This is a genomic window from Streptomyces sp. NBC_01707 (assembly GCF_041438805.1).
Taxonomy (GTDB): Bacteria; Actinomycetota; Actinomycetes; order Streptomycetales; family Streptomycetaceae; genus Streptomyces.
This window is the reverse complement of record NZ_CP109190.1, coordinates 6,679,417-6,705,751: the sequence shown is the minus strand read 5'-3', so window position 1 is coordinate 6,705,751 and position 26,335 is coordinate 6,679,417. Positions and strand designations below refer to the sequence as shown.

The 26,335-nt window shown below is 71.0% G+C and carries 21 protein-coding genes; 3 read left to right on the top strand and 18 right to left on the bottom strand.

From position 1 onward, the window contains the following. Positions 1-33: 33 nt before the first annotated feature. The 5 genes from OG963_RS30015 to OG963_RS29995 form a co-directional block, all read right to left on the bottom strand. Entirely contained in the window at positions 34-387 is a 354-nt protein-coding gene (locus tag OG963_RS30015; protein ID WP_030921057.1) for an MmcQ/YjbR family DNA-binding protein, read from the bottom strand. Beyond that, on the bottom strand, positions 384-1,676 hold the full coding sequence (locus OG963_RS30010; RefSeq protein WP_093774420.1) for a hemolysin family protein: 1,293 nt from the start codon (positions 1,674-1,676) through the stop codon (positions 384-386). Before OG963_RS30010 ends, OG963_RS30015 begins: the two co-directional genes overlap by 4 nt. Beyond that, on the bottom strand, positions 1,673-2,170 hold the full coding sequence (gene ybeY, locus OG963_RS30005; RefSeq protein ID WP_030921061.1) for an rRNA maturation RNase YbeY: 498 nt from the start codon (positions 2,168-2,170) through the stop codon (positions 1,673-1,675). The genes OG963_RS30010 and ybeY overlap by 4 nt, the downstream gene beginning before the upstream one ends. Positions 2,171-2,182: 12 nt before the next feature. Continuing rightward, the gene (locus OG963_RS30000) at positions 2,183-3,199 is read right to left on the bottom strand and encodes a PhoH family protein (RefSeq protein WP_037822277.1); all 1,017 of its coding nucleotides are present in this window, start codon (positions 3,197-3,199) and stop codon (positions 2,183-2,185) included. A gap of 148 nt (positions 3,200-3,347) precedes the next feature. Continuing rightward, on the bottom strand, positions 3,348-4,451 hold the full coding sequence (locus OG963_RS29995; RefSeq protein ID WP_093774418.1) for a carbohydrate kinase family protein: 1,104 nt from the start codon (positions 4,449-4,451) through the stop codon (positions 3,348-3,350). A gap of 357 nt (positions 4,452-4,808) precedes the next feature. On the opposite strand from OG963_RS29995, the gene OG963_RS29990 reads away from it, so the two are divergent. Further along, positions 4,809-6,167: an MFS transporter gene (locus OG963_RS29990; RefSeq protein ID WP_371799663.1), complete on the top strand. Its 1,359-nt coding sequence runs from the start codon at positions 4,809-4,811 to the stop codon at positions 6,165-6,167. On the opposite strand, the gene OG963_RS29985 is transcribed toward OG963_RS29990, so the two are convergent. The 9 genes from OG963_RS29985 to hrcA all read right to left on the bottom strand — a co-directional run bounded on the left by OG963_RS29985 (position 6,131) and on the right by hrcA (position 16,696). Beyond that, positions 6,131-7,123, bottom strand: coding sequence for an adenosine deaminase (locus tag OG963_RS29985; RefSeq protein ID WP_093774416.1), 993 nt, complete (start codon positions 7,121-7,123; stop codon positions 6,131-6,133). The two genes, OG963_RS29990 and OG963_RS29985, sit on opposite strands and share 37 nt — an antisense overlap. Positions 7,124-7,158: 35 nt before the next feature. Next, entirely contained in the window at positions 7,159-8,073 is a 915-nt protein-coding gene (locus OG963_RS29980; RefSeq protein ID WP_093930264.1) for a ribonuclease Z, read from the bottom strand. 14 nt (positions 8,074-8,087) lie between these two features. Further along, positions 8,088-8,447 carry a histidine triad nucleotide-binding protein gene (locus tag OG963_RS29975; protein WP_093774412.1) on the bottom strand — a complete coding sequence of 120 codons (360 nt, stop codon included), beginning with the start codon at positions 8,445-8,447 and terminating at the stop codon, positions 8,088-8,090. 128 nt (positions 8,448-8,575) lie between these two features. Continuing rightward, on the bottom strand, positions 8,576-11,818 hold the full coding sequence (locus tag OG963_RS29970) for a S41 family peptidase (RefSeq protein ID WP_256328131.1): 3,243 nt from the start codon (positions 11,816-11,818) through the stop codon (positions 8,576-8,578). A 79-nt stretch (positions 11,819-11,897) separates the two neighbouring features. Further along, the gene (locus OG963_RS29965) at positions 11,898-12,344 is read right to left on the bottom strand and encodes a hypothetical protein (protein WP_030921082.1); all 447 of its coding nucleotides are present in this window, start codon (positions 12,342-12,344) and stop codon (positions 11,898-11,900) included. 196 nt (positions 12,345-12,540) lie between these two features. Further along, positions 12,541-13,287: a 16S rRNA (uracil(1498)-N(3))-methyltransferase gene (locus OG963_RS29960; RefSeq protein ID WP_030921084.1), complete on the bottom strand. Its 747-nt coding sequence runs from the start codon at positions 13,285-13,287 to the stop codon at positions 12,541-12,543. Further along, positions 13,284-14,357 carry a nitronate monooxygenase gene (locus OG963_RS29955; protein WP_371799662.1) on the bottom strand — a complete coding sequence of 358 codons (1,074 nt, stop codon included), beginning with the start codon at positions 14,355-14,357 and terminating at the stop codon, positions 13,284-13,286. The genes OG963_RS29960 and OG963_RS29955 overlap by 4 nt, the downstream gene beginning before the upstream one ends. A gap of 185 nt (positions 14,358-14,542) precedes the next feature. Then, on the bottom strand, positions 14,543-15,679 hold the full coding sequence (gene dnaJ, locus OG963_RS29950) for a molecular chaperone DnaJ (RefSeq protein WP_030921089.1): 1,137 nt from the start codon (positions 15,677-15,679) through the stop codon (positions 14,543-14,545). Then, entirely contained in the window at positions 15,680-16,696 is a 1,017-nt protein-coding gene (gene hrcA / locus OG963_RS29945) for a heat-inducible transcriptional repressor HrcA (protein ID WP_030921092.1), read from the bottom strand. It abuts the gene before it with no gap. A 191-nt stretch (positions 16,697-16,887) separates the two neighbouring features. Between hrcA and OG963_RS29940 the strand changes: the two genes are divergently transcribed. Both OG963_RS29940 and OG963_RS29935 read left to right on the top strand, forming a co-directional pair. Continuing rightward, positions 16,888-17,610 carry an MBL fold metallo-hydrolase gene (locus OG963_RS29940; RefSeq protein WP_093774410.1) on the top strand — a complete coding sequence of 241 codons (723 nt, stop codon included), beginning with the start codon at positions 16,888-16,890 and terminating at the stop codon, positions 17,608-17,610. A gap of 25 nt (positions 17,611-17,635) precedes the next feature. Next, positions 17,636-18,457: a DUF3097 domain-containing protein gene (locus OG963_RS29935; protein WP_093774408.1), complete on the top strand. Its 822-nt coding sequence runs from the start codon at positions 17,636-17,638 to the stop codon at positions 18,455-18,457. 144 nt (positions 18,458-18,601) lie between these two features. Here OG963_RS29935 and hemW read toward each other — a convergent pair whose 3' ends face one another. From hemW to lepA, 4 genes are all read right to left on the bottom strand, one after another. Then, the gene (gene hemW / locus OG963_RS29930) at positions 18,602-19,843 is read right to left on the bottom strand and encodes a radical SAM family heme chaperone HemW (RefSeq protein ID WP_371799661.1); all 1,242 of its coding nucleotides are present in this window, start codon (positions 19,841-19,843) and stop codon (positions 18,602-18,604) included. Between the two features lie 33 nt (positions 19,844-19,876). Continuing rightward, positions 19,877-21,850: an ATP-binding SpoIIE family protein phosphatase gene (locus OG963_RS29925; RefSeq protein ID WP_176902212.1), complete on the bottom strand. Its 1,974-nt coding sequence runs from the start codon at positions 21,848-21,850 to the stop codon at positions 19,877-19,879. Positions 21,851-22,055: 205 nt separating this feature from the next. Continuing rightward, positions 22,056-23,945 carry a long-chain fatty acid--CoA ligase gene (locus OG963_RS29920; RefSeq protein ID WP_093930268.1) on the bottom strand — a complete coding sequence of 630 codons (1,890 nt, stop codon included), beginning with the start codon at positions 23,943-23,945 and terminating at the stop codon, positions 22,056-22,058. Positions 23,946-24,260: 315 nt separating this feature from the next. After that, positions 24,261-26,135 (bottom strand): translation elongation factor 4, encoded by a 1,875-nt coding sequence (gene lepA, locus OG963_RS29915; protein ID WP_078878834.1) that lies wholly within the window; start codon positions 26,133-26,135, stop codon positions 24,261-24,263. Positions 26,136-26,335 lie beyond the last annotated feature (200 nt).

Below are 26,335 nucleotides of genomic sequence, written 5' to 3'. Positions count from 1 at the left end.
CCGACTTGTTCCCCGCTCCGCCCCCGCGGAGAACTACGCCCGGTCCAGCCGCAACCGTTCCGCCCGAGGCAGCCCGGCCACCACCAAGTCGTACGAGTCCTCGATCAGCTCCCGCAGCAATCGTCCCGGCACCCCGGACACCGTCACCGTGTTCCAGTGCCGCTTGTTCATGTGCCAGCCCGGCGCGATCGCCGCGTACTCCTCCCGCAACCGCACCGCGTCATCCGGATCACACTTCAGATTGACCGTCAGCGGCCGCGCGTCGAGCGTGCTGAGCGCGAACATCTTGCCGAGCACCTTGAACACCGAGGTCTCCGGGCCGAACGGAAACTCCTCGACGCTCGCGTTGAACTCCAGACAGAACGCTTTCAGCTCCTGCGGAGTCATTCCGTCTTCTCCCCCTCCGGCCCCACGGGCTCCACCAGCACCGTGACGATCTTGTTCCGGCGCCCCGCCGGAGACTCCGCGGTCAGCCGCAGCCGGCGCCCGTCGGGCAGGTCCACGACCGCCGACGCCCCGGCGATCGGTACCCGTCCCAGCGCTTTCGCGAGCAGCCCGCCGACCGTCTCCACGTCCTCGTCGTCGTACTCGTCGAGGTCGAACAGGTCTCCGAGGTCGCCGATGTCGAGCCGGGCGGTCACTCGGAAGCAGCCGTTCTCCAGCGCCTGGACGGGCGGCAGTTCGCGGTCGTACTCGTCGGTGATCTCTCCGACGATCTCCTCGAGGATGTCCTCGATCGTGACGATCCCTGCCGTACCGCCGTACTCGTCGATGACGACGGCGACATGGCTGCGCTCCTGCTGCATCTCGCGCAGCAGATCGCCGGCGTTCTTCGTGTCCGGCACGAACGCGGCCGGGCGCATCGCCGTGGACACCAGATCGGCTTCCGACTCCCGGTTGATGTGCGTCTTGCGGACGAGGTCCTTGAGGTAGACGACCCCGACGATGTCGTCCTCGTTCTCCCCGGTGACCGGGATCCGCGAGAACCCGGAGCGCAGGGCCAGCGTCAGCGCCTGCCGGATCGTCTTGTACCGCTCGATGCAGACCAGGTCCGTCCGCGGCACCATCACCTCGCGTACGAGCGTGTCGCCGAGCTCGAAGACGGAGTGCACCATGCGCCGCTCGTCGTCCTCGATCAGCGACTCCTGCTCGGCGAGGTCGACCATCGCCCGGAGTTCGGCCTCGCTCGCGAACGGCCCCTTGCGGAAACCCTTGCCGGGCGTGAGCGCGTTGCCCAGCAGGATCAGCAGTTGTGGGATCGGGCCCATGATCCTGGCCAGTGGCAGCAGGACGTACGCCGCGGCCGTCGCCGTGTTCAGCGGGTGCTGCCGGCCGATGGTCCGCGGCGAGACCCCGATGGCGACATAGGAGACGAGGACCATCACGCCCATCGCGACGGCCAGCGCCTCCCAGGTCTCCGCGAACTCCTTCAGGCAGGCGTACGTGACGAGCACCCCGGCCGCCATCTCGCAGGCGACCCGCACCAGCAGGGCGACATTGAGATAGCGGGTCGGGTCGCTCGCGACCTGTGCCAGCTTGTCGCTGCCGCGCCGCCCGGACCGGACCGCCTCGGCGGCCCGGAAGCTCGACATCCGGGCGATGCCCGCCTCGGCGCAGGCCGCCAGCCAGCCGACGACGATCAGCAGGACGGCTCCGGTGATGAGGGGGGCGCTCACGACACGGTCGGGGCGGGTGACGGACCGGTCAGGCCGTGCTCGGCGCGCCAGCCGTCGACGATCGCCGCCTGGAGACCGAACATCTCGGCCTTCTCGTCCGGCTCCTCGTGGTCGTACCCGAGGAGATGCAGCACTCCGTGGACGGTGAGGAGCTGGAGCTCCTCGTCCATGGAGTGCTGGGTCTCCGCGTCCTCGCCCTGCTTCTTCGCCACCTCGGGGCAGAGCACGATGTCACCGAGGAGGCCCTGCGGGGGCTCCTCGTCGTCCTTGGCCGGCGGACGCAGTTCGTCCATCGGGAAGGACATGACATCCGTCGGACCCGGCAGGTCCATCCACTGGATGTGGAGCTGCTCCATGGCGTCGGTGTCCACCACGATCACCGAGAGTTCGGAGAGCGGGTGGATCCGCATCCGCGCGAGCGCGTAGCGGGCGATGTCGAGGATCGCCTGCTCGTCGACCTCGGTTCCGGACTCGTTGTTGACGTCGATCGACATGGCGCGCTGCGACTACTTCCCGTTGTGGCTGTCTCGGTTGTCGTACTTCTCGTACGCGTCGACGATACGGCCGACCAGCTTGTGCCGGACGACATCCTGGGAGGTGAGCCGGGAGAAGTGCACGTCCTGGACGCCGTCGAGGATGTCCTGGACCTGGCGCAGACCGCTCTTCGTGCCGTTCGGCAGGTCCACCTGGGTGACGTCACCGGTGACGACGATCTTCGAGTCGAAGCCCAGGCGGGTCAGGAACATCTTCATCTGCTCGGCGCTGGTGTTCTGCGCCTCGTCGAGAATGATGAACGCGTCGTTGAGCGTGCGGCCGCGCATGTATGCCAGCGGCGCCACCTCGATCGTGCCCGCCGCCATCAGCCGCGGGATCGAGTCGGCGTCGAGCATGTCGTGCAGCGCGTCGTAGAGCGGGCGCAGATACGGGTCGATCTTGTCGAAGAGCGTGCCGGGCAGGAAGCCGAGCCGCTCGCCCGCTTCGACGGCGGGCCGGGTCAGGATGATCCGGCTGACCTGCTTGGACTGCAGGGCCTGGACCGCCTTCGCCATGGCGAGGTAGGTCTTGCCGGTACCGGCGGGTCCGATGCCGAAGACGATCGTGTGCTTGTCGATCGCGTCCACGTAGCGCTTCTGGTTGAGCGTCTTGGGGCGGATCGTGCGACCGCGGCTGGAAAGGATGTTCTGGGTGAGCACCTCGGCGGGAGTCTCGCCCTGCGGCTCCCCCTGACCGTTGCCGCTCGCCCGGAGCATGGCGATCGAGCGTTCCACTGCGTCCTCCGTCATCGGCTGCCCGGTGCGGAGCACGAGCATCATCTCGTCGAACAAGCGCTGGATCAGGGCTACGTCTACCGCGTCCCCGATGGCGCTGATCTCATTGCCCCGGACATGGATATCGGCGGCCGGGAACGCCGTTTCGATCACGCGCAGCAGCGAGTCTCCCGATCCCAGGAGCATCACCATGGGGTGTGCGGCCGGAATCCTGATCTGGGCACGCGCCTGCGGCTGTGTGGGTGTCTGAGTCATGGGCCGGCCCTCGGGCCTGCACATACCTCCCGTTGCAGGGTTCTCGCTGCTCGACAACCTCTGGATTACCAAGCCTACGACTCCGCACGGACAACACCGAGGGCTTTTTCGTACGCATGGCGAACACACGTGCCCGGATACCCCTGCGTCACGCCGGGCGGCGGAAGCCGATCGTCGGCACGGCCCGGCGCAGCGGCCAGGGCCGGGCGGCCGCGGGCAGCAGGTCCTCCAGGAACGCGTACCGCTGCAGCGCCGCGGGGTCCTGGCCGTCGCAGGTGCGGACCCGCTGCCACCAGGCGGCGATCTCCGCCCAGCCGGGCGCCGACAGGGACCCGCCGAACTCCTGCACGGAGAGCGCCGCGGTCAGTCCGGCGAAGGCCAGCCGGTCGGCCAGCGGCCAGTCCGCCAGGGTGCCGGTGACGAAACCGGCGACGAAGACGTCACCCGCCCCGGTCGGATCGAGCGCCTCGACCTCGATCGCGGGCACCTCGGCGGTGACGGCGGTCGCCGCGTCCACCGCGTACGCGCCCTCCGCACCGAGCGTGACGACGGCGAGCGGCACCCGTTCGGCCAGGGCGTGGGCGGCGGCGCGCGGGCAGTCGGTCCGGGTGTAGCGCATCGCCTCCTCCGCGTTGGGCAGAAAGGCCTGGCAGTGCTCCAGGTCGGGCAGCGCGTCCAGGTCCCACCGGCCGGTCTCGTCCCAGCCGACATCGGCGAAGATCCGGGCGCCGTGCCGGGCCGCGGTGGCCACCCACGGTTCGGTGCGGCCGGGAGCGAGTGAGGCGACGGCGGCGCGGGCGCGTGGCGGGCAGTGCGGGAAGGTCCGGTTCGCCCGGGCGGCGGGCGGCGGGGCCTCGTGGCCGTGCGAGACCATCGTCCGCTCGCCCTCGTACGCCATCGACACGGTCACCGGCGAATGCCAGCCGCGGACGGTGTGCGACATCGAGAGGTCGATGCCCTCGCCCTGCTCGAGGGCGTCCCAGCAGTACTCCCCGTAGTGGTCGTCACCGAACGCCGCGGCGAGCGAGGTGTGGAGTCCGAGTCTGGCCAGTGCGGTGGCCATGTTGGCGACCCCGCCGGGGCTGGAGCCCATGCCGCGCGCCCAGGACTCGGTGCCGCGCACCGGGGCGCTGTCCAGGCCGGTGAAGACGATGTCGAGGAAGACCGTGCCGGTGAGGAACACATCGCAGGCCGGGTCCTGCGGGGCGCGCAGTCCGTCCAGTGGGTCGATGCCTGGATTGTCTGTGCTCACCTTGCACTCCCCGGTCGTGGCAGATCCCGCCAGTGTGCCCGATACGCGTACGCATCCGGAGGGTCCGCGCCGCCGCGCCGGGAGGACGTGCGGCCGACCTGCGTGTACGCACGCTGACCTGCGTAAACAGTCGCAGTTACCCGGCCCGTAAAACTGTAAACACAAATGTGACCCAGATCACATGAGGGTGCCTTTCGGTCGACTGTGCGCACTTGATACAAATTGGCGCGCGAGCATCGCCGTCGGCGTCACCGACGGGTGCGCCGCTTCCCCCGTATTTTCCCGCATCGCCCTCCCCTGCCTTCTTTCCCCGCATCGCCCTCCCCTGCCTTCTTCGGCATGTCTTCAGGAACTTCCATGTCCTCGCGCCCCCGCGCCGCGTGGCCCCTGGTCGCCGTGTTCACCGCCGGTTACCTCGCCGCCTATCTGCTCCCCACCCTCGTCGCCAGGCTCTCCACCCATCTGGGTCTCAGTGCCGCCCAGGCCGGTCTGGTCGGCAGCGCCCTGCTGCTGAGTTCGGCCTGCGCCGGTTTCTCGCTGGCCGGCCGGGTCGAGGTGTACGGACTGCAGAGACCGGCGCGGATCGGGCTGCTCCTGGCCGTGGCCGGGTACGGCTGCGCCGCGCTGACGGCCTCCGTACCGCTGGTGGTCATGGGCGCGATGATCGGCGGCTTCGGCTCGGGTACGGCGACGGCGGTGGCCGCGGCCGGCATCGCCGCGCAGCGCGATCCGCACCGCACCTCGTCCCTGGGACTGCTCAGCGTCTCCGCGACGGCGGGCGTGCTCTATCTGACGATGCCGCACCTGGGCGGCGGCCACCGGCTGCCGTTCGCCTCGATCGCGCTGGTCGCCGTGCTCGTCTGGCCCGCCACCGCACGGCTCGGCGGCTCGGCGGCCACCGGTGCCGGCACGCCCGCCTCCGGGCGGCTGCCGCACCGCCGCTCCGGTCTGGTGCTGGCGGGCGGCATGCTCGTCTGGTCCATGGCACAGAACGCGCTGTGGGGAGTCAGCAGCCGGATCGGGGTGGTTCAGGCCGGGCTCTCCGAGGTCACCGTCGGCGCGGTGTTCGCCGCAGCGCTCGGCGCCGGGCTGCTCGGTGTGATGGGCGCCGGGGTGCTGGGCGCACGGCTCGGCCGGGCCGTACCGATCGGCCTCGGGACGATGATCATCGCGGCCAGCATCGTGCTCAGCTCGTCTGCGGGTGGCCTCGGTTCGTTCGCCGGCGGCGAGATCACGTGGAACACCGTCTACCCGGTGGTCCTGTCGTACCTCATCGGTCTGGCCGCGGCCCTGGACGTACGCGGACGCTGGGCGGTCCTCGCGGGCTCCGCGTCGTCCGTCGGCGTGGCCTGCGGCCCGGTCCTCGGCAGTGTGCTGTCCGAGGTGGCCGGCTATCCGGTGATGGGGCTGATCCTGGGCGCCGTGACGCTGCTGGTAGCCGCCCCGGTCACGGCCGTCGCGCTGCACACCGGTGGCCGTCCGCTGGTGCCCGGTTCGGTCCGCCGCCGGGGCGGCGCTCCCGCGGCCCTGCTCGCCGCCACCACCGGCACGCTGTCCGGTGCGGTGCCGAAGCTGGGCTCACCCGAACAGGCCGTCACGGAGATCAGCGTGCCCGCGCTGCGCCGCAGGCGCCTCGGCAGGAACGCGTTCCGGACGGCCGGTCCGCCGGGTGCGGGCGGTCAGTCGAACGCGTACGCCTCGACCTCCGACAGATAGCGCGACCTGCGCTCCTCGTCGTGGTCGAGGAAGGCCGCCTCGAAGGAGTTGCGGGCCAGCGTGCGCAGCTGCTCACGCTCCAGGCCGAGCGCCTCACGGACCGCGTGGAAGGTGTCTCCGACGTATCCGCCGAAGTAGGCGGGGTCGTCGGAGTTCACCGTGCAGACCAGCCCGGCGTCCAGCATCGCCCGCAGCGGGTGGTCCTCCAGGGTGTCGACGGCGCGCAGCCGCACGTTGGACAACGGGCAGAGCGTGAGCGGCACCCGCTCGGCGACGAGCCGCTTCACCAGCTCCGGATCCTCCATGCAGCGCAGGCCGTGATCGATGCGCTCGACCCCGAGGATGTCGAGCGCCTCCCGGATGTACTCGGGCGGGCCCTCCTCGCCGGCGTGTGCGACCTTCCGCAGCCCGAGCGCCTCGGCCGCCTCGTACACCTCACGGAACTTCGCGGGCGGATGCCCGACCTCCGCCGAGTCGAGGCCGACGGCGCTGATCCGGTGCAGATAGGGCTTCGCGGCGTCGAGGGTCTCCAGGGCCGACGCAGCGGACTCGTCACGCAGGAAGCACATGATCAGCTGGGTGGAGATGCCGTGCTCCTCCTCGCTGCGGTCCAGCGCCCGGCCGAGTCCTTCGACGACGGTGCCGATCGGGACACCACGGGCGGTGTGCGCCTGCGGGTCGAAGAAGATCTCCGCGTGGCGGACGCCCTGGGCGGCGGCGCGGGTGAGATAGGCGTCGGCGAGTTCCTCGAAGTCCTGCTCGGTTCGCAGGACGGCCATCAGCGCGTAGTACAGGTCGAGGAAGGTCTGCAGATCGTCGAAGAGGTAGGCGGTGCGCAGCTCTTCGGTGTTCGCGTACGGCAGCTCCACCCCGTTGCGCGCGGCGAGGACGAAGGCCAGCTCGGGTTCGAGGGTTCCTTCGATGTGGAGGTGGAGTTCGGCCTTGGGGAGTTGCACGGGTTTCTCGCTAACGAATGGTGTTGCTGTTGCTGTCACTGCTGCTGGTGGCGGGTGGGGACGGGAACACTTATCAGGTCCTGGGCGATGGTCAGTTCGCCCTCGAACCCGGCGGCGCGCGCCTGGGTGGCGAAGACGTCCGGGTCCGCGTACCGCTGTGAGAAGTGCGTGAGTACGAGATGCCGTACGCCCGCCTCCCGGGCCACCCCGGCGGCCTGTCCGGCGGTGAGATGACCGTGGTCGGTGGCGAGACGTTCGTCCTCGTCGAGGAAGGTCGACTCGATGACCAGCATGTCGCACCCATCGGCGAGCGCGTACACACCGTCGCAGAGCCTTGTGTCCATGATGAACGCGAAGCGCTGTCCCCGCCTGCTCTCGGACACCTCGTCGAGGCCCACGCCGCCCAGCGAGCCCTCACGCTGGATCCGTCCGACGTCCGGCCCGCTGATCCCGTGCTCGGCGAGCCGCTCGGGGAGCATGCGCCGCCGGTCGGGCTCGACGAGCCGGTAGCCGTACGACTCGACGGGGTGCGAGAGCCTGTGGCTGTGCAGGGTGTACGCGTCCGTCTCGGCGAGGATCCCGTCGGCGGCGACCGGGGCCTCGGTCAGCTGGACGGACTCGCGGTAGGCGGTCGCGTACCGCAGCCGCTCGAAGAAGTGCCGGCCGCTCGCCGGGTAGTGCGCGGTGACGGGGTGCGGTACCTGGTCGAGGTTGATCCGCTGGATCACCCCGGCCAGACCGAGCGAGTGGTCGCCGTGGAAGTGCGTGATGCAGATCCGGTTGATGTCGTGCGCGGCGACCCCGGCCCGCAGCATCTGACGCTGGGTGCCCTCGCCCGGGTCGAAGAGGATGCCCTCGCCGTCCCAGCGCAGCAGATAGCCGTTGTGGTTGCGGTGCCGGGTCGGGACCTGGCTGGCGGTGCCGAGGACGACGAGTTCTCGTACGGACATGGTGCGTCGGCCTGTTATCCGGGAGGCCACTGCATCCCGCGGCCGCCCAGGACGTGGGCGTGCGCGTGGAAGACGGTCTGCCCGGCACCGGCGCCGGTGTTGAAGACCACCCGGTAACCGGTGTCGGTGATCTTCTCGTCGGCGGCGATGTGCCCGGCCTCGCGCAGTATGTCGGCGGCGATCTGCGGTTCGGCGGCGGCGAGGGTGGCGGCGTCGCGGTGGTGGACGCGCGGGATGACGAGGATGTGGGTGGGGGCCTGGGGGTTGATGTCGCGGAAGGCTACGGTCGTCTCGGTCTCGCGGACGATGGTTGCCGGGACGTCTCCCGAGACGATCTTGCAGAACAGGCAGTCGGGCTGCGGTTCTCCCGCCATGGCCGGGCTCCTCGGTCGCGTGGTTGATCCGTACACCGGCATGCTATCGGGCGCGGTTGCCCCGTTCCCGATGCCGGGGCGGCGCCCCGGCATCGAGAACTGGCGAGCAGGCGAGCGAGCCCCGCCACCTACCCCGGCAGACCCGGTGCCGTCTTCGCCGGGCTCTCCGCGAGCCCCTCGAGCGCGATCCGGATCGCCGCGTCCAGCTGCGGGTCCCGCCCCGCCGCATGGTCCTGCGGCGTCATCACGACCTCCACATCGGGATCCACCCCGTGGTTCTCCACGCCCCAGCCGTATCCCTCAAGCCAGAACGCGTACTTGGGCTGTGTCACCAGCGTGCCGTCGACGAGCCGGTACCGGCTGTCGATGCCCACCACACCGCCCCACGTCCGCGTACCGACCACCGGCCCGATCCCGAGCGCCTTGATCGCCGCGTTCACGATGTCGCCGTCCGAGCCGGAGAACTCGTTCGCCACGGCCACCACCGGACCGCGCGGCGCGTCCCCGGGATAGCTGTACGGCTGCATACCGCGCGGCAGGTCCCAGCCGACGATGCGGCGGGCCAGCTTCTCCACGACCAGCTGCGACGTGTGGCCGCCCCGGTTCTCGCGTACGTCCACCACCAGCCCTTCACGGGCCACTTCGACCCGCAGGTCCCGGTGCAGCTGGGCCCAGCCGGAGCCGACCATGTCGGGGACATGGAGGTAGCCGAGGCGACCGCCAGACTGCTCGTGCACGTACGCCCGGCGGTCCGCGACCCACGCGTGGTACCGCAACGCCTCCTCGTCCGCGGTGGGCACGACGACGACATGACGCAGATTGCCGCCGTCCGCCGGCTCGACGGTCAGCTCGACCGGCTTGCCCGCCGAGCCGGTGAGCAGCGGACCGGGTCCGGTCAGGGGGTCGATCTCCTGCCCGTCGACGGCAAGGATCGCGTCCCCGGCGTGGACCGCGACGCCGGGCGCGGCCAGCGGCGAGCGGGCCGCCGGGTCGGACGTCTCGGACGGCAGGATCCGGTCGATGCGCCAATCACCGTCGTCGGTACGGGAGATGTCGGCCCCGAGCAGCCCCTGCCGGCTCGTGTCGTCGTGCCGGCCGCCCTGCGGCGTCACATACGCATGCGAGGTGCCGAGCTCCCCCTGCACCTCCCAGAGCAGGTCGACGAGGTCGTCATGGGTGGCGATGCGCGCCAGCACCGGCCGGTAGCGGTCGAGGACCCCGTCCCAGTCGACGCCGCCCATGTCGGGCCGCCAGAAGTTGTCGCGCATGATGCGGCCGGCCTCGTCGTACATCTGGCGCCACTCGGCGGCCGGTTCGACGGTACGGCGGATCCGGGAGAGGTCGACGGTGTCGCCGCCACCGTCGTGGTCGTCGTCGGAGCCTGCCGGGACACGGCTGTCGGCGGGCACGACGCGCAACTTGCCCCGGGTGTGCAGAACCAGCCGCCTGCCGTCGCCGCTGACCGCGAACCGGCTGACGTCGGAGGCGAGTTCGTCGCTGTGCAGCTTCTCCAGGTCGTACCGTTCCAGGACGGTCTCCGGCCCCCGGGAGTCCGGCGTCGCCCCTGCCGTTCCGAGCACGCCCGTCACCGGGTGCCGCAGCCACAGCAGTCCGTCCTTGGCCGCGCGCAGCGAGGAGTAGCGGGCGGCCTCGACGGGCAGCGGAACGATCCGGTCGGCGAGCCCCTCGAGGTCGATCCGGGTGACGGGCAGCGCGGTGGGGTTGTCCTGATCGCCGTCGCCGGAGCTCTTCTCCTTCTCGGTCGGGCGGCCGTGGCGCTGCGGCCCGAACGGGGAGGGTGTGGTGGCGGCGAGCGTCAGCAGGTGCGGGCGGCAGGCGCCGACGAAGGCCAGGTCGAAGACGTGCGCGTCGTAGATCGGATCGAAGGCCCGCTCGGAGAGGAAGGCGAGGTGCTTGCCGTCGACGGTGAACGCGGGGGCGTAGTCCCGGAAGCGGAGCGGCGTGGCCTCGGCGACCGACAGATCGGCGAGGTGCGCGAGCTTGAGCTGGCTCAGCGGCTCGGGCCCGGGGTGGGACCAGGCGAGCCATGCGGAGTCGGGCGAGAAGACGAGCCCGGAGGCGTCGCCGTGTTCACTGCGGTCGACCTCGTGGACCTCGCCCCTCTCCCGTTCGACGATCAGGATCCGGCCGTCGTGCGAGGCGACGGCGAACCGGCTGCCGTCGGGGGCCGCCGCCAGGTCGAGCACCCTGCCGAGGCGGCCGGCGGCCAGTCGGCGCGGAGCGGTGCCGGGGGCGATCCCGGTGGCGGGTGCGCACTCGAGGGCGTCGTCGCCCTCCGCGTCGGTGACCCAGACGACGTGCTGATCGCCGTCGGCCTGGAAGGTACGGGGCAGTCTGGCCCGCACCCCGGGTTCGACGGCCAGTGCGCGGGCCGGGCCCTCGCGGTGGGTGACCCAGTGGACGGCGCCGCGCGTCCCGACGGCGCTGCCGCGGCCGGTACGGTCCGGGGACGCCGAGTCGAGGTGGCTACCGGCGTGCACGGGGTGCGGCTGGAGGTCGGCGCGCTGGCCGCCGAGGCGGATGTCGAGACGGCGCGGTCCGGCGCCGTCGAGGTCGTCGAGCAGCCACAGCTCGCCGGCCGAGGAGTAGCTGACGCGGGTGCCGTCGGTCGTCGCGTGGCGGGCGTAGAAGCCGTCGGCCTCGGTGTGCCGACGCAGGTCGGAGCCGTCGGGGAGCGAGGAGTAGAGCGCGCCCACGCCTTCGTGGTCGGAGAGGAAGGCGAGACGTTCACCGACCCACATCGGGCATTCGATGTTGCCGTCGAGGCCCTCGTGGATCCGTACGAACTCCGCGACGCCGTCCGGTCCCTGGCCTTCCCCGGGTGCTTGCGCGAGCCACAACTTGCCCGCCGTGCCGCCCCGGTAGCGCTTCCAGGTGGCGGCCTCGCGCCCCATGGTGGCGGAGAGCAACAGGACCCGTCCGCCGGGTCCGTACGCGAGGGAGCCGACCGGGCCGTACGGCAGGGTCCGGGCGGGCCCGCCGTCGACCGGGACGGCGCGGGCCCAGCTACGGCGCAGCGACACCTGCCCCTGGGTGCTGATGACCAGGACGTCGCCTTCGGGGGTCCAGCCGCGTACGGACGTCCTGGCGTCGCCCCAGTAGGTCAGCCGCTTCGAGGGGCCGCCGTCGACGGGCGCGAGGTGCACCTCGGGGGCACCGTCCCGGGTGGAAGTCCAGGCGACGTGGGCGCCGTCCGGCGATATGCGCGGCTGGCTGACGGGCCGGTTGTCGGCGCTGACCCGCCAGGCCCGACCGCCGCCGAGCGGCGCCAACCAGACGTCGTCCTCAGCGGTGAAGGCGATCAATTCGCCCTGGACATGGGGGTACCGGAGATAGGCAGGCTGTGTCACATGGATCACCCTAGGCCGCGGTCGTGCTCCGGGGAACGGGGTTGGCCGGAGTCCGCCCACACCTGCGTGTCGGGCACACTCACTTGCCCCCGGGATATTCGATCACCGTGACGGTCACGGTGACCGTCGGCCGGGCACCGCCACCACCGCCGTTCCGGCCGTCTCCACCCTTCGTCGGCGGTGTCACACCGCCGGTCGAGGGGGCGGCGTCGCAGTCGCCGAGCCCATCGGCCTGCAGGACGGTCCTGTCGCCGACCCTCCCGGTCAAGTTCCCCCGCACACACAGGCCGTTGACCTCCTTCGTGATCTTGCCGGCGAGCGTGATGTCCTTGCCGCCCACGGTCCGGCCGCGGCAGTCGACCTGCGCCACCTGCCGCACCGACGCGGAAGGTGAGGCCGAGGAAGGCGTCGCACCGACGCCCTCGACCTCGGCCGTGCAGTTCAGCCACCGCACATCGACCCCTTTGCCCTCCAGCGCCCCGGTGCCGGCCCGGTCCGTGGTCAGGGCGACGGACGCGGAGTTCATTCCGTCGATCGGCTCACAGGCGACGGCCCCCGCAACCGCCGCACCGACAAGGCACAGTACGGCCGGAATGCGGCGGGTCCGGCCGCGCCCCCATGGACTTGATGCCCTCAATGTCCCCATACGTGGAAGCGTCCCACTACTTCCCCGCCGTGCGGTAGACCGCTTGCGGCCACACCTGACTTACGGTAAGGGGCAGTCAGGCCCAGCGGCCGGTGCGTCCGAGCAGCAGAGCCGTCGCCGCGGTGCCCGCCGTGGAGGTGCGCAGCACGCTCCGGCCGAGCCGGCAGGTCCGGGCGCCGGCCTCGGCGAAGGCTGCCAGCTCGTCCGGCGAGACACCGCCCTCGGGCCCCACGACCAGCATGATCTCGCCCCCGACCGGGAGTCCGACGGTGGCCAGCGGCTCGCTGTCGTAGTCCCGCTCCTCGTGCAGGACGGCCGCGAAGTCCGCTGCGGCCAGGAGTGCGGCAACCTGTTTGGTCGTCATGGCGTCCGTCACCTCCGGGAACAGCACCCGGCGCGACTGCTTGCCCGCCTCACGGGCCGTGTTCCGCCATTTCGCCAGGGACTTGAGGCCACGATCACCCTTCCATTGGGTGATGCAGCGCGAAGCCTGCCACGGCACGATCGCGTCGACACCGGTCTCCGTGAGGGTCTCGACGGCGACCTCGCCGCGGTCGCCCTTGGGGAGCGCCTGGACCACGGTGATACGGGGCGCGGGCCGGGGCTCCTCGTGGACCGTGCCGAGGTCCGTCAGGACGAGCCTGTCCTTGCCCTCGGCGGCCTCCACGACGCCTTCCACCCACCGGCCGTGCCCATCCGTCAGGACCACGTCCTCACCGGCGTGCAGCCGTTTCACCGATACGGCGTGCCGCCCCTCGGGCCCGTCCAGGACGAACCGCGGGCCGCTGGGGACCTGCTCGACGACGAAGACCGGTGCGGTCACTGCGTGCTCCTTGTGCTCACTGCCGCTCGCGCGGCATCCAGTTCTGCGGCGAGCAGTTCGGTCAGCCGGCCGGCCGGCAGCTCGCGTGCCATCCGGTGACCCTGGCCCGCCCACAGGGCCATGCCCTGGGCGTCCCCGGCCTTGGCCGCGGCCTTGCGCAGCCCGCTGGTGACATGGTGCACCTGCGGGTAGGCGGCGGGGGCGTACGGCCCGTGCTCGCGCATGAAACGGTTGACGAGGCCGCGGGCCGGGCGCCCGGAGAACGCCCGGGTCAGCGCCGTCCGCGCGAACAACGGGTTGGTCAGTGCCTGCTTGTGCAGCAGATGGGCACCGGACTCGGGGCAGGCCAGGAAAGCCGTTCCGAGCTGCGCCGCATCCGCGCCCGCCGCGATCACCGCCGCGATCTGGGAGCCACGCATGATGCCGCCCGCGGCGATGACCGGCACCTGGACGGTCTCGCGGACCTCGGCCACCAGGGAGAGCAGTCCCATGCCGGTGCCGTCGTTCTGCGGGTCGTCGCGGTAGGTGGACTGATGGCCGCCCGCCTCGATGCCCTGGACACAGACCGCGTCGGCGCCCGCCCACTGGGCGGCCTGCGCCTCCTCCGGCGTGGTGACCGTCACGACGGTGTACGTACCGACTCCGGCGAGCGCGTCGAAGGTGTCGCGGGTGGGGCAGCCGAACGTGAAGGAGACCACCGGAACCGGGTCCTCCACAAAGATCGCGAGCTTGGCCTCGTATCCGTCGTCGCCGCACGGGTCCGGGTCACCGAGCGGAGTCTCGTACCAGGCGGCCTCACCGACCAGCTGCTGCCGGTACACCTCGACGGCGCTCGGGTCCGCGAGGCTCGGCTGCGGCATGAAGAGGTTGACACCGAACGGCTGGCCGGTCAGCCGGCGCAGCTGTTTGATCTCGTTGTACATGCCGTCCGCCGTCTTGTACCCGGCGGCGAGGAAACCCAGCCCGCCCGCTTCCGCGACGGCCGCGACCAGCTGTGGACAGGACACACCGCCCGCCATCGGGGCCTGCACGATCGGATACCGGCAGAGATCGGTCAACGCGGATGACATGACCGCATCGTGCCACGTCGCCCGCACCCTGCCGAATCAGCCATGAGGCGGCCGGAAAGACATCCGGAGCGGGAGCCCCGAGGGGGATCCGATGACCGGACGGGGTACCGCCAGATGCGAACCGCCCGCCGGTCCAGGACCGGCGGGCGGTGCGTCGCAGTGGGCGGTGACGCGACGGACGGCACTCAGCGGCCGTTGAACGCGTCCTTGAGCCGGGAGAACAACCCCTGCTGTCCCGGCTGGAACTGACCGGTGGGCCGCTCCTCGCCGCGCAGCTTCGCGAGCTCGCGCAGCAGTCGCTCCTGCTCCGGGTCCAGCTTCGACGGGGTCATCACCTCGACGTGCACGATCAGATCGCCGCGCCCGCCACCACGCAGGTGGGTGATGCCACGGCCGTGCAGCGGGACCGACTGACCGGACTGGGTGCCCGGCCGGATGTCGACCTCCTCCAGTCCGTCGAGCGTCTCCAACGGCACCTTGGTGCCGAGCGCGCCCGCCGTCATGGGGATCGTGACGGTGCAGTGCAGATCGTCGCCGCGGCGCTGGAACACCGCGTGCGGCAGCTCGTGGATCTCGACGTACAGGTCGCCGGCCGGTCCGCCGCCGGGGCCGACCTCGCCCTCGCCCGCGAGCTGGATGCGGGTGCCGTTGTCGACACCGGCGGGGATCTTCACGGTGAGCGTGCGCCGCGAACGGATGCGGCCGTCACCGGCGCACTCCGGGCACGGGGTCGGCACGACCGTACCGAAGCCCTGGCACTGCGGGCAGGGCCGCGAGGTCATGACCTGGCCGAGGAACGACCGGGTGACCTGGGAGACCTCACCGCGACCGCGGCACATGTCACAGGTCTGGGCGGAGGTGCCGGGTGCGGCGCCCTCGCCGCTGCAGGTCGTACAGACGACGGCCGTGTCGACCTGGATGTCCTTGGTGGTGCCGAACGCGGCCTCGCCGAGATCGATCTCCAGCCGGATCATCGCGTCCTGGCCGCGCCGGGTGCGCGAACGGGGTCCGCGCTGCGACGCCGTACCGAAGAACGCGTCCATGATGTCGGAGAAGTTGCCGAAGCCACCCTGTCCGAATCCGCCCGCGCCACCGCCGCCGGAAGCGGACAGCGGGTCGCCGCCGAGGTCGTAGACCTGCTTCTTCTGCGGGTCCGACAACACCTCGTAGGCGGCGTTGATCTCCTTGAACCGCTCCTGGGTCTTCGGATCGGGGTTGACATCCGGATGCAGCTCGCGTGCGAGCCGCCGGAAGGCCTTCTTGATCTCGTCCTGAGATGCGTCGCGGCGCACGCCGAGTACGGCGTAGTAGTCCGTGGCCACTTACGACTCCGCCAGGATCTGTCCGACGTAACGTGCCACTGCGCGTACCGCTCCCATCGTTCCGGGGTAGTCCATGCGGGTCGGTCCGACCACGCCGAGTTTGGCGACTGCCTCGTCGCCCGAACCGTAGCCGACCGCGACGACGGACGTGGAGTTGAGCCCCTCGTGGGCGTTCTCGTGCCCGATACGTACGGTCATGCCCGAGTCCTTGGCCTCGCCGAGCAGCTTCAGCAGCACGACCTGCTCCTCCAACGCCTCCAGCACGGGCCGGATCATCAGGGGGAAGTCGTGCCCGAAGCGGGTGAGGTTGGAGGTGCCGCCGATCATCAGCCGCTCCTCCGTCTCCTCGACGAGGGTTTCGAGCAGGATCGAGAGCACGGTGGACACGGTTCCCCGGTCCTCGCTCTCGAAGGATTCCGGCAGATCCTGCACCAGCTGCGGGACGTCCGCGAAACGGCGTCCGACGACCCGGCTGTTGAGCCGGGCCCGCAGATCGGCGAGAGAAGTCTCACCGAACGGCGCGGGGCAGTCGATCATGCGCTGCTCGACCCGGCCGGTGTCCGTGATCAGCACGAGCATCAGCCGGGCGGGCGCCAGCGACAGCAGCTCCACATGCCGCACCGTCGACCGGGTCAGCGAGGGGTACTGCACGACGGCGACCTGCCGGGTCAGCTGCGCGAGCAGCCGTACGGTGCGGCCCACGACGTCGTCGAGGTCGACCGCGCCGTCGAGGAAGTTCTGAATGGCCCTGCGCTCCGGCGACGACAGGGGCTTGACCCCCGCGAGCTTGTCGACGAAGAGCCGGTAGCCCTTGTCCGTCGGGATGCGCCCCGCGCTGGTGTGGGGCTGGGCGATGAAGCCCTCGTCCTCCAGCACTGCCATGTCGTTGCGGACCGTGGCCGGGGAGACCCCCAGCTTGTGCCGCTCGGTGAGCGCCTTGGAACCGACGGGCTCCTCGGTGCCGACATAGTCCTGGACGATGGCGCGCAGCACTTCGAGTCTGCGTTCGCTGAGCATGGCGCACACCTCCAGCTGTGTCACTCGGTGGATCCCGGTCGTTTCCGTCGTTCCTCGAAGAGCCCTGGCACTCGATGCGTACGAGTGCCAGTAATCCCCCGCCAGTGTACGGCGGCCGGGTAGGGCCCTAGCAAGGGCGACCGGCCACGCTACCCCGAGACTGCGCAGGTCGTTGCCGATAGCGTCGCCGCATGGACGCCTCTTGGGAAGAGTTCGGCTGGGAGCGACTCGGCAACGGTGTGGGCCGACGGCGGCTTCCCGGGTGGGACGCGACGGTCGCACTGGTGGTCGGAGCGGACGGGGCGCTGCTCTTCGACACCGGATCGACGCTGCGCGAGGGCGCGGAGGTACGGGCCCAGGTGGAGGCGCTGATCGGCCGGAGGGTGACGCATATCGCACTCAGCCACCCCCACTTCGACCATGTGCTCGGTACCGCGGCCTTCTCCGGGGCCGAGGTGTACGGGGCGGTCGGAGTGACGGATCTCCTGGCCCGCGGAGCGGACGAGCTGCGCACGGACGCCGTGCGCCACGGGGTGCCCGAGGCGGACGCGGCGCAGGCGGCCGATGTGCTGGTGGCACCGCACCACCAGGTGCACGACGAGTGGACCCTCGACCTGGGCGGCGGCCGCCAGGTGCTGCTGGCGAACGTGGGCCCCGGCCACAGCGGCCACGATCTCGCGGTCCTGGTGCCCGGTTCCCCCGCCGTCGTGCTCTGCGGCGACCTGGTCGAGGAGTCCGGCGAACCGCAGGCGGGCCCGGACGCGATCCCGTCGCGCTGGCCGGCCGCACTGGACCGGCTGCTGGCGCTGGGCGGCGAGGACGCGGTGTACGTGCCGGGGCACGGTGCGCTCGTGGACGCCTCGTTCGTACGCGCGCAACGCGACCAACTGTCCACTGCGTTCGGCGTGTCGTGAGCCGTTCCCGTCCTATCGTCGTCCGATGCGCAGCTACCACCCGGATCTGACCCCACCGTGGAAGAAGTCCGCCCCCGTTCCCGAGGTCCCCGCCGAGCCCGATCTGGTCGTGGAGGAGGTCTCCAGCGGCTTCTGCGGTGCCGTGATCCGCTGCGAGAGGACGGCTCAGGGCCCGACGGTGACCCTGGAGGACCGTTTCGGCAAGCAACGGGTGTTCCCGATGGAACCTCGCGGCTTCCTGCTGGAGGGCCGGGTCGTCACCCTCGTACGCCCGTCGGCGCCCGGTCCCGTACGCCCCGCCCGCACGGCCTCCGGCTCGCTCGCCGTCCCCGGGGCGCGGGCGCGGGTGGCACGGGCCGGCCGGATCTATGTCGAGGGCCGGCACGACGCGGAGCTGGTCGAACGGGTCTGGGGCGACGACCTGCGCATCGAGGGCGTGGTCGTCGAGTACCTGGAGGGCATCGACGACCTCCCGGCCGTCGTCCGCGACTTCGCCCCCGGCCCGGACGCGCGACTGGGCGTCCTGGTCGACCACTTGGTCCCCGGTTCCAAGGAGTCGAGGATCGCGGGCGAGGTCACGGACGCGAACGTGCTGGTGGTGGGCCACCCCTACATCGACGTCTGGGAGGCGGTGAAGCCGTCGTCGGTCGGCATCGCGAGCTGGCCGGTGGTCCCGCGCGGCCAGGACTGGAAGACGGGCGTGTGCCGGTCGCTGGGCTGGCCGGAGAACACAGGGGCGGCGTGGCAGCACATCCTGTCCACGGTCCGCTCGTACCGCGACCTGGAGCCGGCGCTGCTGGGCCGGGTGGAGGAGCTGATCGACTTCGTCACGGCGCCCACGGGGTAGGCAGGGCCGCCGCGCCCGCCGTGACCGGGCTCGGACGCCTTCGGTCCGTCCGGGGTGCGCGGGCCGGGATGCGAGGGCGGAGCCCCCGGTTTCGGGCACGACCCGGTGGGGGTGCGGGCGCGCCCGCACCCCCACCGGTCCCCATCAGTCCACCAGGTCCCTGACGACCGCGTCCGCAAGGAGCCGGCCCCGCAGGGTCAGCACGGCCCGACCCTCCGCATAGGACGCCTCCTCCAGCAACCCGTCCGCCACCGCTCGTCCCGCCGCGGCCAGTCCGGCCGGTGCCAGCAGCGACAGCGGACAGCCGTCGACCAGCCGCAGCTCCAGCAGGATCCGTTCGACGCGACGGTCCTCCTCGGAGAGCACCTCGCGTCCCGCTCCCGGCGACCGCCCTTCCGCCAGTGCCTGCGCGTACGCACCGGGATGCTTGACGTTCCACCACCGCACCCCGCCCACATGGCTGTGCGCGCCCGGCCCGGCCCCCCACCAGTCGGCGCCCCGCCAGTACAGCTCGTTGTGCAGGCACCGCCCCTCCGGCGTCCGGGCCCAGTTCGACACCTCGTACCAGGAGAAGCCCGCCGCGGCCATCGCCTCGTCGGCGATCAGATAGCGGTCGGCGTGGACGTCGTCGTCCGTCATCGGAACCTCGCCGCGCCGGATCCGGCGCGCCAGCTGCGTCCCCTCCTCGACGATCAGCGCGTAGGCGGACACGTGGTCCGGCCCCGCCCCGATGGCCGCGTCCAGCGAGGCCCGCCAGTCGTCGTCGGACTCGCCGGGGGTGCCGTAGATCAGGTCGAGGTTGACGTGCTCGAAGCCCGCGGCTCTCGCCTCGGCGACGCATGCCTCGGGTCGCCCCGGCGTGTGCGTACGGTCGAGGATCTTCAGCACGTGCTGACGCGCACTCTGCATCCCGAACGAGATCCGGTTGAAGCCGCCTTCCCGCAGCTCCGACAGATAGGCCGGATCGACGGACTCCGGATTGGCCTCGGTCGTGATCTCCGCGTCGTCGGCGAGCCCGAACTCGTCCCGGATCGCCGCCAGCATCCGTACGAGATCCCCGGCAGCCAGCAGCGTGGGCGTGCCGCCGCCGACGAACACCGTACGGACCGGCCGCGGGTCGTCGCCGAGTACCTTGCGGGCCTGCCGGACCTCGCCGATCAGGTGGGCGGCGTAGTTGTCCCGGGAGGCCAATGCACCGCCGGAGCCGCGCAGCTCGGTCGCGGTGTACGTGTTGAAGTCGCAGTAGCCGCAGCGGGTCGCGCAGTACGGCACATGCAGGTAGAAGCCGAGCGGGCGGTCGGCGGCGCCTTCCAGGGCATGGCGGGGCAGGGCCCCGTCGTCGGGCACGGGTTCACCATCGGGCAGTACGGAAGGCATACCGTCCATTGTCACTCGCCGCCGGCCGTTCCCGGCCCACGCTCATTGGGCCTGCAGCACGACCAGCGCCAGATCGTCGTCCGGGGGCCGCTCGGCGAACTCGTGGACGGCCCGTTTGATGCGGTCCGCGATCCCTTCCGCGGTCAGCCCGGCGCAGCCGGCCAGCGCCTGGGCCAGACCGTCCCCGTCGTCGAACATCAGCGGCCCGGAGCGCCGCTCCGTCACCCCGTCCGTGACGCACAGCAGGCTGTCGCCCGGCGCCAGGTCGAAGCTCTGGCTCTCGTACGCGACGTCCTCGATGACCCCGAGCAGCACCTGCGGCTCGGCGGCGGGCCGCACGGTGCCGTCCGGGCGCAGCAGCAGCGGCAGCGGGTGGCCTGCGCTGGCCAGCGTGCAACGCACCCCGCCGCCGGGCAGGGGCACCATCTCCCCGTACAGCAGCGAGAGGAACCGGGGCTGCCCGCCGTCCGGCAGCTGCTGGCCGTCCTCCCGCAGATGCTGGCCGCCCTCCGTCAGGTGCTGCCCGCCTGCGGCGGCGACCATGAGGGCGGCGGCCTCGGCGGTCTCCATCGCGTCGTCGAGGAGCAGCCGGTTGAGCCGGTCCAGCACCTCGCCGACGCGGAAGCCCTCCCGGGCCAGCAACCGCAGCCAGGGCCGGGCGAGGCCGGTGACGACGGCGGCCTCGGGACCGCTGCCCTGCACATCGCCGAGGATGAAGCACCAGCGATCGCCGGGACACGCGAAGATGTCGTAGAAGTCACCACCGACGACGCCGTCGTCACTGGGCTCGTACACCAGTGAGCTGGTCACTCCGGGGATGTCGGCGACCTTGCTGGGCAGCAGTCCGCGCTGCAGGATGCGGCTGATGGTGGCCTGTCGGGTGTAGGCGCGGGCGGCGCCGACGGCGAGGCCGACACGGCGTACGAAGTCCTCGATCAGCGCGGTCACCCCGTCGGGGACGCGGGCGATGCCCTCCCGTCCCAGGAGTACGGCTCCGAGCGTGCGGCCGCCGGCGGTTATCCGATAGGCGAGCGCGGCCCCCGCACGGCCGTTGGAGCGCCTGTCGGCGCCCGGTCCTGCCCCGTCCTCGTCGGCCCCGGGCCACGGCATGGAGACGGGCCCGGTGCCCACCCGCTCCGGCAGCCGGATCGGGTCCCGCTCCAGCACGGTGCGCAGCTGCCCGGTCTCCGCCTCGTCACGGTGCCAGACGCTCGCGAGCCGGGGGACGGCCGCGGGCCCACCGTTCTCCGGCTCCAGCCAGATCGCGCACCAGTCGGCGAGTCTGGGCACGAGTAACTGCCCGGCGAGCGCCGCCACGATGTCCTCGTCGAGCTGGCCGGCGAGCAGGTCGGACGCCTCGGCGAGGAACGAGAGCGCACCGCGGCCCGCCCAGTCCGCGTCGTCGCGCAGAGCGCGCCGGGCGGTGGGGGCGAGCAGTTCGGCGGTGCGCAGACCGCTCCGGAGCTCCGGCTCCGCGGCCGCCTCGGGCAACGCGGTCCAGTCGTCGACGGGCAGCCGGGCCCAGACGGTCTTGAGGCCGGTGCGGTACGTGATGCCCCAGCGCTCGGCGAGCGCGGCGACGACCTGCAGCCCGCGCCCGACCTCGGCCGGGTCGTCCGGGTCCGCCGCGGGCACCGGGTCAGGGCGTTCGCTGCGTACGGACCGGGCGGGGTGGTGGTCGGCGACCTCCAGCACCAGGGCTGCGGCCTCGTCCTCGGCCGCCTCCTCCAGCCGGAAGAGCAGCTCGACGGTGGTGCCGGCGTGCACGACGGCGTTGGTGACCAGCTCATCGGCGACGGTCACCGCGTCGTCGGCCAGCCGGTCGCTGAAGCCCACCGCCGCGGGCAGCCCGAGCCCGGTCCACTCGGCGAGGGCGGCCCGGACGAACCGGCGCGCGGCGGCCGGCGCGAGGAGATTCCCCGGCAGGCTCGTCCGGGCGACCGGCTGCGCGTCCGCCCGCCCGACGTGGTTTCCGGGACGCTGAACGGTGTCCCGCTGCAAGGGAATGGGCCCCATGGCGCCGCTCCTGACCTGTTCTCGCACGGCCTGTTTGGCGCCGTGTGCCGCTGACGACACGGACAGAGTGACAGACCGACCCTCCCCAGAAGCACCGAGTTACCGAAGTGGGAGGAGAAGACACAGGAACGACGAGCAGGAACGGGGCTTCGGGAACAGCGGTGCGGACGGGGCGGTCCCGCCCCGTCCGCACCGTGGGCCGTGCCTAGGCCTCGCGGGCACCCACGTACATCTCGTCGATGAGGCCCTTGTACTCGCGCTCGACGACCGGCCGCTTGAGCTTGAGGCTCGGCGTCAGCTCGCCGTGCTCGACATCGAGGTCGCGCGGCAGCAGCCGGAACTGCTTGATGGTCTGCCAGCGCTGCAGGCCCCCGTTGAGCCGCTTCACATAGCCGTCGATGAGCTCCACGGCCTTCGGGGACGCCACCACCTCGGCGTACGACCTGCCTTCCAGGCCGTTCTCGGCGGCCCAGCCGAGGATGGTCGGCTCGTCGAGGGCGATCAGCGCGGTGCAGTAGTTACGGTCCGCACCGTGCACCAGGATGTTGGAGACGAACGGGCACACCGCCTTGAACTGCCCCTCGACCTCCGCCGGAGCGACGTACTTGCCGCCCGACGTCTTGATCAGGTCCTTCTTGCGGTCGGTGATCCGCAGGTAGCCGTCCACGGACAGCTCGCCGATGTCGCCGCTGTGCAGCCAGCCGTCGGCCTCCAGCACCTCCGCGGTCTTCTCCGGCTGCCGGTGGTAGCCCTGCATGATGCCGGGGCCGCGCAGCATGATCTCGCCGTCGTCGGCGATCCGTACCTCGGTGCCGGGGAGCGGCTTGCCGACCGTGCCGGTGCGGTAGGCCTCGCCCGGGTTGACGAAGGAGGCGGCGCTGGACTCGGTGAGTCCGTAGCCCTCCAGGATGTGGATGCCGGCACCTGCGAAGAAGTAGCCGATGTCGGGGGCGAGCGCCGCGGAGCCGGAGACACAGGCGCGGAGCCGGCCACCGAAGGCCTCACGGATCTTGGCGAAGACGAGGGCGTCGGCGACCTTGTGCTTGGCGCCGAGGCCGAACGGGACGGACGCCCTGCCGGTGCGCCGGAAGTTGTCCTGGGACACCTTCGCGTGCTCGCGGGCGACCTCGGCCGCCCACTGGAAGATCTTGTACTTGGCGCCGCCACCGGCCCGCGCCTTGGACGCGACGCCGTTGTAGACCTTCTCGAAAATGCGGGGCACAGCGGCCATGTACGTCGGCTGGACCACCGGCAGATTCTCGATGATCTTGTCGATCCGGCCGTCGACGGCGGTGACGTGACCGACCTCGATCTGGCCCGAGGTGAGGACCTTGCCGAAGACGTGCGCGAGCGGCAGCCAGAGGTACTGGACGTCTTCCTTGGTGATCAGGCCGGTCGCCACGGTGGCCTTGGCCATGTACGACCAGTTGTCGTGCGGCAGCCGTACGCCCTTGGGGCGGCCGGTGGTGCCCGATGTGTAGATCAGGGTGGCCAGCTGTTCGGCGGTGATCGCGTCGACCCGCTCCTTGACCGCGCCCGGGTTCTTCGCCAGGAGCTCGGCGCCGCGGGCCTCCAGATCGGCCAGCGAGAGCACCCAGCCCTCGGGGTCGGTCGCGTCGGGCTCGACGCCGTCCGGGTCGATGACGACGACATGGGCGAGGTTCGGGAGTTCGGCGCGGCGCTCACGGGCCTTGGCCAGCTGGCCGGCGTCCTCGGCGATCAGCACCCGGCTCTCGGAGTCGGCGAGGATGAACGACGATTCCTCGGCGTTGGTCGACGGGTAGATCGTGGTGGTCGCGGCGCCGGCGCACATCACGCCGAGGTCGGCGAGGATCCACTCGACGCGGGTGGCGGAGGAGAGCGCGACCCGCTCCTCCGGCTCCACCCCCAGACCGATGAGCCCGGCGGCGATCGCGTACACGCGCTCCGCAGCCTGTGCCCAGCTCAGCGACTTCCATTCGTCGGCGCCCTGTCCGGTGGCCGAGGGGACCGGATAGCGGTAGGCCTCCCCGTCCGGAGTGGCCGCAACGCGGTCGATGAAGAGGGTCGCCACGGAGGGCGGTCGGTTCTCGATCAGGGTCTGTGTGTCGCTCACGACATCCTCCGGGCCTGCGGCAGTGCTTCACGACCGGTTGTTTGGTTGCTGCGTGCTGCTGCTTGTTCCTGCTTACGTGCGTCCGACTGCGTGCTGATCCTGCGTGCGTGATTCCGCTTGTTTAACTCGCGAGTAACTACGAGTCGTGATCAGGGTAGAGCGCACACGTCCGCCGCGTAAGAGGCAATCGGACGCCGCTTCATAACAAACGGACCCCCACGCCGCAGGGTGCTGCGACGCAGGGGTCCGTTGGGGCTACCACCGAGTAGGGGCAGCGTGGTTCAAGCCGGGACAGAAGCGGAAATCCCGCGGGGACTACTTCTTGCCCTTGCTCTCCCCGCCGGACTCGTCGGTGGACAGAACGGCGATGAAGGCCTCCTGCGGCACCTCCACGTTGCCGACCATCTTCATCCGCTTCTTGCCCTCCTTCTGCTTCTCCAGCAGCTTCCGCTTACGGGAGATGTCACCGCCGTAGCACTTGGCGAGAACGTCCTTGCGGATGGCGCGGACCGTCTCACGGGCGATGACCCGGGAGCCGATGGCCGCCTGGATCGGCACCTCGAAGTTCTGCCGCGGGATGAGCTCACGCAGCTTGGCGACGAGCCGCACGCCGTACGCGTACGCCTTGTCCTTGTGCGTGACCGCGGAGAACGCGTCGACCTTGTCGCCGTGCAGCAGGATGTCGACCTTGACGAGCTGGGCGGACTGCTCGCCGGTGGGCTCGTAGTCGAGCGAGGCGTAGCCGCGGGTCTTGGACTTCAGCTGGTCGAAGAAGTCGAAGACGATCTCGGCGAGGGGCAGGGTGTACCGGATCTCGACCCGGTCCTCGGAGAGGTAGTCCATGCCGAGCAGGGTGCCGCGCCGGTTCTGGCAGAGCTCCATGATCGCGCCGATGAACTCGCTGGGGGCGAGGACGGTGGCACGTACGACCGGCTCGTGCACCTTGTCGATCTTACCCTCGGGGAACTCGCTCGGGTTGGTGACGGTGTGTTCGCTGCCGTCCTCCATCTCGACGCGGTAGACCACGTTGGGGGCGGTGGCGATGAGCTCCAGACCGAACTCGCGCTCCAGGCGCTCGCGGATCACGTCGAGGTGCAGCAGCCCGAGGAAGCCGACACGGAAGCCGAAGCCGAGGGCCGCGGAGGTCTCCGGCTCGTACACCAGGGCGGCGTCGTTGAGCTGGAGCTTGTCGAGGGCCTCGCGCAGGTCCGGGTAGTCGGACCCGTCCAGCGGATACAGACCCGAGAACACCATCGGCTTGGGGTCCTTGTAACCGCCGAGCGCCTCGGTCGCGCCCTTGCTCAGGGAGGTGATCGTGTCACCGACCTTGGACTGCCGGACGTCCTTCACACCGGTGATGATGTAGCCCACCTCGCCCACCCCGAGGCCGTCGGCCGGGGTCATCTCCGGGGAGGAGACACCGATCTCCAGCAGCTCGTGGGTGGCGCCGGTGGACATCATCCTGATGCGCTCGCGCTTGTTGAGCTGACCGTCGACGACACGGACATAGGTGACCACGCCGCGGTACGAGTCGTAGACCGAGTCGAAGATCATCGCGCGGGCCGGGGCATCGGCCTTGCCGATCGGTGCCGGGACGTCCCTGACCACCCGGTTCAGCAGGGCGTCCACGCCGACACCGGTCTTCGCGGAGACCTTGAGGACGTCCTCGGGCTGGCAGCCGATGAGGTTGGCCAGCTCCTCGGAGAACTTCTCGGGCTGCGCGGCCGGCAGGTCGATCTTGTTGAGCACCGGAACGATGGTGAGGTCGTTCTCCATCGCCAGGTAGAGGTTGGCCAGCGTCTGGGCCTCGATGCCCTGCGCGGCGTCGACCAGCAGGACCGTGCCCTCGCAGGCGGCGAGCGAGCGGGAGACCTCGTACGTGAAGTCCACGTGGCCCGGGGTGTCGATCATGTTGAGGACGTGGGTGGCGCCCTCGCCCTCGCCCGTGGTGGGCGCCCACGGCAGACGGACCGCCTGGGACTTGATGGTGATGCCGCGCTCGCGCTCGATGTCCATCCGGTCGAGGTACTGAGCGCGCATCTGCCGCTGGTCGACCACGCCCGTCAGCTGGAGCATCCGGTCGGCAAGCGTCGACTTGCCGTGGTCGATGTGAGCGATGATGCAGAAGTTGCGGATCAGCGCCGGGTCGGTACGGCTCGGCTCGGGCACGTTGGTAGGAGTCGCGGGCACGCAGGGTCCTGATTCTTGAGACGCCGAACGCCGTGTCTCGGGTCGATGTCGGGTCGGTCGGATCGATACGTAGCTTCCATCGTCCCACGGCTGCGGGGCAGAGACCGGTTTGGGCCGGTCGGAGCGCGGCTGGTACCGTTGACAGCTGTGCCTCGTGGCTCTTATGGGCGGCGGGGCGCACATCGAAGATCCAACGAACC